The 10,578-nt window shown below is 56.8% G+C and carries 9 protein-coding genes; all 9 read left to right on the forward strand.

Annotated elements, in window-relative coordinates; all coding sequences use genetic code 11:
* On the forward strand, positions 1–1,105 hold a 1,105-nt coding region (locus ACOI1H_RS20985; protein WP_422439919.1), incomplete at its 5' end, for a hypothetical protein.
* 83 nt (positions 1,106–1,188) lie between these two features.
* Positions 1,189–3,408: a hypothetical protein gene (locus ACOI1H_RS20990; protein ID WP_422439920.1), complete on the forward strand. Its 2,220-nt coding sequence runs from the start codon at positions 1,189–1,191 to the stop codon at positions 3,406–3,408.
* A 139-nt stretch (positions 3,409–3,547) separates the two neighbouring features.
* Complete coding sequence (locus ACOI1H_RS20995) at positions 3,548–4,453, forward strand: hypothetical protein (RefSeq protein ID WP_422439921.1); 906 nt, start codon at positions 3,548–3,550, stop codon at positions 4,451–4,453.
* Positions 4,450–5,022, forward strand: coding sequence for a hypothetical protein (locus ACOI1H_RS21000; RefSeq protein ID WP_422439922.1), 573 nt, complete (start codon positions 4,450–4,452; stop codon positions 5,020–5,022). The genes ACOI1H_RS20995 and ACOI1H_RS21000 overlap by 4 nt, the downstream gene beginning before the upstream one ends.
* Positions 5,023–5,147: 125 nt before the next feature.
* Positions 5,148–6,173, forward strand: coding sequence for a thioredoxin domain-containing protein (locus ACOI1H_RS21005; RefSeq protein ID WP_422439923.1), 1,026 nt, complete (start codon positions 5,148–5,150; stop codon positions 6,171–6,173).
* A 5-nt stretch (positions 6,174–6,178) separates the two neighbouring features.
* On the forward strand, positions 6,179–7,357 hold the full coding sequence (locus ACOI1H_RS21010; protein WP_422439925.1) for a hypothetical protein: 1,179 nt from the start codon (positions 6,179–6,181) through the stop codon (positions 7,355–7,357).
* 62 nt (positions 7,358–7,419) lie between these two features.
* Positions 7,420–9,120 (forward strand): mechanosensitive ion channel family protein, encoded by a 1,701-nt coding sequence (locus tag ACOI1H_RS21015; RefSeq protein WP_422439926.1) that lies wholly within the window; start codon positions 7,420–7,422, stop codon positions 9,118–9,120.
* A gap of 108 nt (positions 9,121–9,228) precedes the next feature.
* Positions 9,229–9,540: a hypothetical protein gene (locus ACOI1H_RS21020; RefSeq protein WP_422439927.1), complete on the forward strand. Its 312-nt coding sequence runs from the start codon at positions 9,229–9,231 to the stop codon at positions 9,538–9,540.
* 218 nt (positions 9,541–9,758) lie between these two features.
* A partial coding sequence (locus ACOI1H_RS21025; RefSeq protein WP_422439929.1) for an ATP-dependent helicase occupies positions 9,759–10,578 on the forward strand: 820 nt, incomplete at its 3' end.

A 10,578-nucleotide genomic window follows, 5' to 3' on the forward strand; every position in this document is an offset into this window, starting at 1 on the left:
CCGCGACGAAAAGTTGGGCACGATCTCCAATAAGGACATCGACCGTCTGGCCGGCATCGACGAAAGCATCAACGAGCTTGCTGAACTGGCAAAGACCGACTCCGGCCGGGAATATCTCAACAAGGAGCACCGCGTGTCCGGCGGCGCGCTGAACCTGCTCGCCGACGACAAGATCATGGCCAGCGCTCGCGACTCCTACCTGCGCACCGTCAAGCACATGTCCGACAACGACGTGTCGCTGATCGGGCCGGAAGATTACCCGGTCGCTCTTCTGGCTTCCGGCCAGAAGCCGCCTTACCTGTTCATCCAGGGGCCAGTCGATATTTTCCGCGATGCGTCGAACGTCATTGGCGTTGTGGGCGATGGCGCCATCAAAGGTGAAAAAGCAGAACGCAATCTGGCGGCAAGCCGGATCGCGCCTGCAACATCAGCCCTGGCGACAAGCAACGCAATCGTCGCGCGTGCAGAAGGCGCGACGTCCATGGACGTCCCCGTCAATGGACCGCAAATCCTGGTGCTCAATGGCGGCCATGCTCACGCAGGACTTGCTGAGCAAATCGAAGACCGCAACGCGGTCCTCGAATCCGGTGGTGTCATCGTTTCGGCTTACCCGCCCGAAGAAGTCTCTTCATTTTACGAGCGCACAAGCCGCACGCGGGTCGGTATCTCTTCCAAGGGGAACGACAACACGACTCTACGCGCTGCCTCTATGGTTGGTGCCATGTCAGAAGCTGTCGTTGTCACCGACATCGACCGCAGCCGCACAAGCTCGCCGGCACACTCCGCCGTCGAAGCAGCGCTGAACGTGCCGAACGCACCGCGTCGCCCCGTCGTCGTCAACGCCAACGATCTCGATATCGTCCCTGGCTTCGCTGGTAACCGCGCACTCCTGATGAACCGCGGCGCGACCGCGCTCATCAAGGCAGGTTTCGGCGCACGTGACACAGAGGCACATGCGCAAGCTTTCGAAGGCAGTCGCGTCGCCATCGACCTCGGCCGTGATCCGAGCCGGGGTGTGAAGAACCTCGTGCGTCATATCCGCGGCGATGAACTCGATCTTCCCGAGCGCAAAACACAGCGCACCCAGGAAGATCAGGTCCTGTAAAAAAATCTTCCGGCGCAGGGGCGCGAAACACATCTCCTGCGCCGATCTCCTCAACATAAACGTATTAAATCGAGGCAAATAAAATGAGCAGTGCTGAACCCATCCTGGGCGCCGACCTCTACATCAAAGCGGTTGAAGCTGGCCTTCCGAAGCTCTGCAAAGAGGGCGGCGAAAACAGCTCCGTGGACGACTACGCGAACCTTGGAATGGCCACAAAGCAGATGGCGCGTTTCCTGTTCCTGAATGGCCTCGTCGAGAACGACGAGAACAAGAACCCGGTTCGCAATGACACAAATATCCGCGGTCTCACTGCGGCACAGCAAGCAGACTTCCTGCCGCTCTACGACTCAGCTGTTCGCGAAAACCAGAATGCCGCACCCCTGCTGATTGGCGAAGGCAAGCAATCCTATGTCGACTACGTGCGCCAGACGCACATCGGCAAAGATTTCGAGCTGGTCGAAACAGTCATCCGCGTCCGCGACGAAGACATGCAGGCCGTGGTCTCGGCATCCTTGAATCTTCTGGATGCGGTTCAGAAAGAGCCGGCCCACGCAGCATTTGTAAAAGGCCTCGACGGCGCTTCCACCGACGCGCTTTGGAACGTGCTTGAACAAGCGAACTACCTGATGCCAGGCGAGAACAAGGATCGCAAGGCACCTATCGGCGAGCAGTCACTGCGCGGAACACCAGAAGAGCGTGAAGCTGTCATATTCCAGGCATCGGCCATCGTAGCCAACCTGGATCTGCCTGAGAACATCAATGCAGCCGACCGGCCAACAACCTACGCATTCCTTCTTCGCAACGCGGTTCAGAGCGCACAGACTGAAGAAATCGAAGTCACTGGCTTGAACGCCTCCCCTGACATGAACTTCGACAGCGACCTGATGCGCGAAGACGCGAACTCCCTGTTCAACTTCCTCGGCGCGGCCAACCGCATGATGCAGGCTGCGAACTACGATCCGAGCCGCATCGACCACATCGTTGTTCCGGCTCACCTTGCAGAAGCAACCAGCTTCTGGCTTGATGACTGCATCGAAAAGAACATCCCCGAAGCACTCGGGTCTGGCAACTTCGAAGCACCAGGTATCGACTCGAAGTTCGGCGTCCGCATGGCTGACATGATGAAGTGGGCTAAGGAAGCGTTCGACAACGACGCTGAACTGACCAACTACACGGGCGATGATGGCGGTGAGCTGACACAGGAAGGCAAAATGCAGGATGAGGCCTGGGGTCTCGACAATGCCTTTGACTCAACTGGCGACAGCGACGGCGAAGAGGCCGGTCAAGATACCGAAGAGCTGATCGAAGACAACTCCGGAGATCGCTTCGTCGGATCAAACAAGATGGCCTCGCTCAACGAGTCAATGTCGTCAATCGTGGATCAAATCAGCTCCGAGGCCCTCGAGGGCGGTGCAATGGACAAACTGCGTCAGCACGCTGGACGCGCACAATCCGAGATGTCCGACCTCCAGTCCTCCGCAGCTGCATTCAACAGCATCGAGGATGCGATGGGTGCCGATCGCGTCGCAACGACGCCGGAAATCTCCAACCGCCTGTCAGAGACCATGTCAGTGGCGGCCTGGAACAGCATGAACCCAGCGCGTCGCAAAAGCCTGCGCGTTGCCCTCGTTCAGTCCGGACAAGGACCCTTCAGGGACTACAAGGACGCTTCGGCAGACTCAGCATCCAAAAAGATGACGCGCTTCATCGACGACAACATGCTGCTAACCGACGAGCACGGCAAGACACGACCAAACCTTCAGATGCGCAACTTCCTGCGTGATGCAAGCCAAATGCCTGTTGTTGCCAACACGAAAGCCGAAGCAGAAGCTGTCAGGGCCTATGCTGAACGCTTTGTCGCTCGAGAGGCGGAAGAGCATCGTCTGCGCCATGAGAATGACGAAAAGACACGTCTTTCCAAGCGCGACCTGATGAGCATCGAGTTTTCGGCAGAAGACGCACTGCGGATGGTCCGCGTTGCCGAGGCTTCCGGCAACAATGCGCCGGCGCTGATGACGCTTTCGAAGGATGGCTTCGCCACACTGTCGCATCCTGATGCACCGCAACTGCGGTCTCCGATGGACAAAATGACGCCGGAGATCGAAAAATCCGACAGGTCACCGCGCAAACTCGGTGGCCACATCCAGATCGAGCAGCTCAAGGCAGCCGTCCAAACCGGCGCAGAGAAGATCATCGTCCAAGTCCACGGCGAAACACCCGTTGGCGTGATCGGCAAGCTGAACGAAGTCGAAGCCCCTGCGAAGACGAAGACAAAGCGTTACGACGACGTCGTCCTGAGCTGATCGCAAGATCTCAGACCAACAAGATGAGACCCGGCACGCCCTTGTGTCGGGTCTCTGCAATTCGAGGATCAGGTCATGATATTGGCTTCGTTTCTATATGAACGAGCCAATATTCAACCTGATCCCAGGGAGTCCAAAGATGACACATCCAGCAACCATCAAAGCAGACGATGCCGGCAATCGACCGATCTACGCCGGCATGCCCTGGTCCGCATTCGGAAGCGGCGTCAAAAAGCAGTGGGTTGCCAAAAGCGAATGCACACCGATCTCCTACATCGTTCAGGAGATCGAGGATGGGCGCTGGACCGCGCGTCATGGCTTTAGAGAAGCGCCAGGGCGTCCTCACGTCGACATTGGTGCCTTTGCCTCGATGGTCATTGCCATGACGGCCTGTGAACGACACGATTACAGGTTCTGGGCCTCTGTCTCCGAACGCGCCGGATTGTCGTGCATCTTCATGGGATCACCTGACCACGTCTCCGATTTCATCTCGAACCTGGCAGAGCATGATAAAGATGATCTGCTCGACATGATTTCCGGCGGCTATGAGCTGCCTAGCGGTGCCAATTTCATGGAAAGTGCGAGCTTCTTCCAGGCCGTAAAGACCGGCCTGAAGCAGGAGAGGAACGGCAGTTTCACGGCGACAATCGCGATCGACGCAGCCGATCTTCCTATCTGGCTTTTTCAGTCTCAGCCGGGGACAAAAATGGCAATTGGCGTTGCCGATCTAGGCAACGATGATGCAGATGAATGGGCAAAACGGGCCTCAGATGCACTGAAGCGGAGCTTCGTTCTGCCTCAGGACAATGCCTTTCACGGCTGGATCGCACAGCGTTACGACCGATGGGGGATCATCGCCAGCGCCATGCAACAGACCTCTGAAGAAGTCGAGGTAGCGGTGTCTGAAACATTGCGACGCCTTATCGGTTGTCCGTCGCGCCGTGATTTTGCGACAAATCGGGACGCCATCCTGCGTCTTGAGCGCATCGACAGGGAGTTCTATCTCGATCTCTCGCGCGGCTTCACAATCGGCACAATCGCATGACATGCGAAAACGGTCCATCCCACAAGGCTTTGGTCATCATAAATCTGAAGTCCTACGCAAGCATTATTGCTGGCGAGGACGAAGATCCACTCCACGCTGATGAACGACTATCCCTCGCAAACCTGTCATGGATCTGTAATGCGGGAATGTCAGGAATTGAAAGCCTCCCTCTGGACAAAATTTGTCGGTGGACCGGTTTCATCGAAGGATGCCTTGTCGCACGAGGTCTGATCACACCCGCTCATGACAATGACGACGAAGTTCCTGATCACCCGAATGACCCCGTATCCAACGCAGCACAGAAGCTTTTTTCCAGATACCTTCCGATGGCGAAAGCCCTTCAGGAGATCATACATATTGACGGACGAGACATCACAAAGGTCTGCGAGAGATATGTAAACAAACCAGGGGCCACCTTCGACATGAACCTTGCGCTCGGATACGTTCAGGGGCTGGTCTGCATGTATGGGTTGACCACCGTAGATACTGAAAGAGACGTATCACGCCCGCTCTTTCATGAAGCCTATCGGTTGACCGAGAGCGTCATACCAGAACGCATGGAACGGTAATCGCCACCAACCCTGCGCCCGAACAAACAAACCAGGCACCCATTTCGAAAAAATCTCTCCCCAGTCGTTTTTCAGGGCGATCGAATGAACCGATCTCCACATGGACTGCTTCATGAGGGAGAAAAATGATGCTCAATATCCGATCCACCGGCTACGCGATCGCCACAACACTTGCGTTCGGCTTTGCCTTTTCCGCGTCGGCGCAGACCGACGTGAAGACGCCGAACTACTTTCCGAACAACAGCGCAGAGCTGCTCGATCTAATCAAGAACTGCGACAACGAGACCTGCATGTCATACGTATCGGGAACGATCGGTGGCATCGCCGTCTACGCCATGATCGCCGAAAAGCCGTCACCCTTCTGCGCTCGCGGAGAAGTCGGCAAGAACGACATCAGAGATGCGATCGTCGAGACGATCGAAAGCACCGATGCACTGCTGGATCAGCACCCTGCTGTCTCGATCCTGACGGCTTTCAGCCGCTACTGGCCGTGCCTGACACAGGAAGAGGTTGATGCACTTCAATCGACATCCCTCATTCCTGTGAACCCCGACCTGCTTGATCAAATGGCCGCCTCGGACAATCACGCGCTAATACTCGGCAACCCGAATGCTGAAGCAAACCGCACCATCCGCGTCTTCCACGATCCGAATTGCCCCCATTGCCGTCGCTTCCGCTCGGTCACACAGGATCTGGCTGAAAAAGGCTGGAAGGTCATCATCTACCCGGTCGCCACCACCGCGGAAGAGAGTGCCGGATATGGCGCTGTGGAAATCGCCCTGCGTGACCAGCATCCAGCAGCGGCAAAGGCGCTCTATTTCAACGACCCCGAAGGCACGGCCGATATCACTCTGGCCATGAAGGTTGCTGAGACCCAGGGCGTTCCCACGAAGGACATCCTCACTTCGATCGCCCGCGCTGGTGCATACACCTCAGTCGAGGAAAACACCCAGATGTTCTTCGACATGGGCGCAAAGGGAACGCCAACCTGGATCATCGGATCGTCCCTTTACAGTGGATACCTGAACGCAGATGCGATTGAGGAGATTGGCGCAAGCTTTGAAGGTGAAGAAGAGCTCATCGATGCTGTTCCCATCGATACTCCGGCAGACGCACCAGTCGACGCGCCCGTCGAAGCGCCGGTGGAGTAAACTTCATGAAACTTACAATCCAGAGCACCGACCTCGAAGCTGTCCTCACCGCAGCCTGCGCCGTATCGAAATCGCCTGACGCTATCCAGATCATCGCGGAGCGTATCGGCGAGGCCTTGAGCGAAGTCGGCCCAGACACCGAAGAGCGTCCGGCCGAAATGGGCCAGATCCGCGTCATTGCGTTCAACGAGAACATCGTATCCGAATGGCGCCGACCCGCAGAAATCAAGATGGCGGGATCTGTCGCCATCATCCCAGGCGGTCTCGACCGCCTGGTAAAGGCCTCGAAAAACTCTGATGCAAGCTTCAGCCTCGAGACCGTGCAAACCGACAATGAAATGTCCCTGCGGCTGTCCACGTCCCGTAGCGCCCACGAATTCCCAGCAGAGTCAGAAGCTGTATTCGATCGGATCGTCCCGGGTCACACAAACGGAAAGCGCGCTGACCTTGGCGCATTTGCACGCGCGATCGAAGTAGCACGCGTGGCAGCAGCGCATCGTGGCGATGCGGCTGGGGCGAAAATCTCGATGACAGGCATCCATATCCATCGTCGCGCTGGAATGATCGACATCGTCGCAACGGACGGAAAACGCCTCGCTATCACGACACTGCGCGAAGACACCATTGGTGCCGTCAGCCTTGGTGAGGCCGCCGACAAGGGCGTTACAATCCCGGCCGAGGCAATCAACATGATGACGTCGATGCTTGGTAGCGGGCCGGCGCACGTCGAGGTCGTGGAAAACAATATCATCGTTGAAGGTCCAGATGGCTCTGTCTCCATCCGGATGATCGACGCCCCATACCCTCCCTACTCCACCCTCCTCGGCCTGAAGACCACGCAGCGCATCATCCTGTCGAAAAGCATGCTGGACGTCGCACTGCAACGCAGCTCTGTCAGTTTGGCGAAAGACAAACGAACCGTTGCCGTGAAGATGAGTCGTGGGGAAGACGGTGTCTTCATTACTTCTGCCGTTGCCGGTCAGAGCTCATCTGAATGCGTATCCGATGAGCCTGGCGACGAAGTCGCTGTGGGATTCGACGCAAGCTACATGATGGCAGCGATTTCCGTCTTCCCGAAGTCCAATATCGCAATCGACTTCACGGATGTATCGACGCCGATCCTCGTGACTTCGAGCAGCATGCCTGAAATCACGATGCTCGTCATGCCCTGCAAGATAAACTGAAGAAAAGCGGCACCCAGACTTACATTCCGGGCGCCGCGTCAAGACACATAACTGGAATAATCATGACTCGCCTTCGCGCCATCATCGTCGCATCGCTTTTGCTTGGCGCAACCATCCTCATGCCGTCGCAACAAGCAAACGCGCAAATGTCCGGCGCGGCAGCCGGACCGGAGGGTGGATCTGAAGCTGCGCCATCTACAGACGCACCGTCAAGAGACCCTTACGGCCGTGAAACGCCAAGAGGGCTCATGTTCGGATACCTTCAGGCAGTCCTCGCAAGGGACTACGAACTGGCTGGCGAATATCTACTTCTGCCCCAATCGAGTGAGCTGTTCCGCATCGCACGCGGCGCAAAACTGGCGCAGGATCTCAACACACTCCTGGATCGCGCGGGCTCCCTGAACGACAACTGGACGATATCTGCACAGACAGAGGGCCACCTGACCGACGGTCAGAAAGAAGGCTTCGACTCACTGGGGCAAATCGACGTCGGCGGAACATCAGCCTCCTTGCTTGCGGAGCGCACAAAACTGCCGGATGGACGCCAGATTTGGCAAATATCAAGCCAGACTGTAGCCCAAATCTCAGACCTTCTCGCCCTGAGTTCACACAGCTTCGTTGACCGTATCACCCCCGGACCGTGGTTCGATGTCAGGGTCTTCTCGATCAGACTGGGTCAAATCATCTATGCGGCGGGAGCCATGGCATTACTCGTCGGGATCTCCTCACTACTTTTACAGACCATGTGGCGTATTTTCGATCGCATCGCGTCTCGCCATGGTCATCAGGCGCTCCTCGCGACACTCAAGGCCGCACATAAACCGATCGGCATGATCCTGGCAGCTGCGTTGATACTGCCGACACTCGAAGCATCAGGCGTATCGGTCGTCCTCAGGGGTTACCTGTCTCCTGTTATCGATATCCTGATCTGGATTTCACTTGCCTTGGTCGCACTCGCCTTGGTTGATGGCATAGCAGCCGGTATCATTGGCAGGGCACAGGCCCGCGGGCAACAGGGGTCCGTATCCTTCCTCCAGCTTGGCCTGCGCGCAGCCAAAATCGCCGTCGTCTTCACTGCAATCCTGTTCACGCTTTCAGCGCTGGGAGTTGATCTGACAGCCGGTCTTGCAGCATTGGGTATCGGTGGCATCGCTATCGCATTGGGTTCTCAGAAAACAATCGAGCACTTTGTTGGCTCACTGACTGTTGTCGCTGACGGCGTTGTCAGGATTGGGGACTTCTGTCGGTTCGGCACCCTCCTTGGCACTGTCGAGGACATCGGTATCAGATCGACGAGGATCAGAACGCTCGAGCGGACGCTTGTTACGGTCCCAAATGGCGTCTTCTCGTCATCGGAGATAGAGAACTACACCTCTCGCGACAAATTCCTATTCCGCCACTGGATTGCTCTTAATCCAAAGTCGACCCGGGAACAGATCATCTACTGCCTTGAAGCGATCCGAGAAACACTGGCAGATGAACCCCAGGTCGACCCCGATCCTGCGCGGGTTAGACTTGTGGATATGCTCAATGCAACGCCGCGCATTGAGGTCTTCGCCTACGTCCTGGCGGCTGATCAGAATGACTTCCTTATGCACCAGGAAAACCTTATCCTGCGTATCATGAGTGACATCGAAAACAGTGGAACATGGATCGGCGCACCAATGCAGGACTTACGCATATCATCCACGCCACCGCAAAGCCCTGTCACACCAATGCGCCGGCAGCCGGATAACCAGGATCAGCTATCTCTGTTCGATTGAGACATTGCCGGTCCCACCAAGGCATCGCACCATGACCTGAACAGCGTCGTTCTTGCCAGGTTGGCACCTGTCTGCGTAAGATTCTTCAAACTCCTGGAGAATGACATCATGGATAGACTGGTTGAAAAAGGCGGACGCACGCATCTCATTGAAGGCATGCTCGCAAGCCAGCCAGAAATTGGAACGATGCCCGGGGGCGCGTCCTTTGCAACATGCATGATCAGGACATCTGGCATCGTGGGCGATGGCGAGGCGTCGCAGAACACAACATGGTCCGTCGTCGTCCATCGCCTGCCAGCCGTAGAGCAAATGAAGGCCGCACGGCCAGGCGACCTTCTTGAGATACATGGTGTGGTCGCAGAATCGAAGATCGTAGTCCCGCGGACCAACGGACGCATCGACATCCTCCTGACGGATTGAGAGTTCACACAGCACGCGAAAATGCAGACCCGCGGCGCTCTTTGAGCGCCGTTTTCATTTCAGATTCCCTGAAAGAAGCCAATCTTACAAGTATTGCGGATCACATCCGCCGTGGGCCCTCACATGAGGCCCACGGCGATGCGTCCGTTGGGAGAAAAACGACAAGAGCCGCGGCCGGGTGACAGTTCCCAGGTAGCAGCAATAGACAGGATGACCCGATGAACAAGATGATCACGAAAGACGATATCGACGCCGCCTTCGGTAGCGTGAAACCGAAGATCAGCGATGTGACGGAGGGCCTGAACCCAAAGCAAAAACTTGCAGTTGAGACAACCGAAGGTCCGCTCCGCATTCTAGCAGGCGCGGGCACGGGCAAAACGACCGTCCTGATCCGTCGGATCGCGAATATCATCAAGAAGGGCTTGGCCCGGCCGGAAGAAATCCTTGCAATCACATTCACCCGTAAGGCGGCTGGCGAAATCCGCGAGCGCCTGGGCCACATGCTTGGCGACGATGTGGCGCGGCGCGTGTCCGTGGGCAACTTCCACTCCATCTCGTCAGAAATGTTGCGCCGGCATGCCCAGCGTATCGACCTGACCCAGCGCTTCAACGTGCTCGATGACGCAGGTCAGCGCGACGTCATCGCAGAACTTGCGATGAAACTCGGCCTTCTGTCCTCCAAGAAGGACAAAAACACGATCATGAACTACCTCAACCAGATCGCCTCGTGGAAAGAGGATGGTCTTGATGTGGAGCAGATCAAGGCTGCTGATGACCTCTGCGAGATCTCAACAGGGCCGATGGCTGACGACCACGACTTCCTGATCTGCGCCAGCAAGATCTTCGAGGCCTACCAGATGGAGCTTCAATCCCACCGATGGTGCGACTTCGCTGACCTGGTCCTGAACATGGTCCGTATCTTCCGCGCATGCCCTGACGTCCGCGACCTCGAGGCCGGCCGCTACCGCTATATCATGGTCGACGAGTTCCAGGACACCAGTCCCGTCCAGAACCAGTGGGTCGCCTGGATGGCGCGCG

The organism is Loktanella sp. DJP18 (assembly GCF_049310965.1).
In the GTDB taxonomy this organism is placed as follows: domain Bacteria; phylum Pseudomonadota; class Alphaproteobacteria; order Rhodobacterales; family Rhodobacteraceae; genus Loktanella.

Bases quoted from the DNA above. Each gene is read 5' to 3' on its own strand.
- ACOI1H_RS20990 (WP_422439920.1), top strand. From the start codon at position 1,189: ATGAGCAGTGCTGAACCCATCCTGGGCGCCGACCTCTACATCAAAGCG.
- ACOI1H_RS20995 (WP_422439921.1), top strand. From the start codon at position 3,548: ATGACACATCCAGCAACCATCAAAGCAGACGATGCCGGCAATCGACCG.
- ACOI1H_RS21000 (WP_422439922.1), top strand. From the start codon at position 4,450: ATGACATGCGAAAACGGTCCATCCCACAAGGCTTTGGTCATCATAAAT.
- ACOI1H_RS21005 (WP_422439923.1), top strand. From the start codon at position 5,148: ATGATGCTCAATATCCGATCCACCGGCTACGCGATCGCCACAACACTT.
- ACOI1H_RS21010 (WP_422439925.1), top strand. From the start codon at position 6,179: ATGAAACTTACAATCCAGAGCACCGACCTCGAAGCTGTCCTCACCGCA.
- ACOI1H_RS21015 (WP_422439926.1), top strand. From the start codon at position 7,420: ATGACTCGCCTTCGCGCCATCATCGTCGCATCGCTTTTGCTTGGCGCA.
- ACOI1H_RS21020 (WP_422439927.1), top strand. From the start codon at position 9,229: ATGGATAGACTGGTTGAAAAAGGCGGACGCACGCATCTCATTGAAGGC.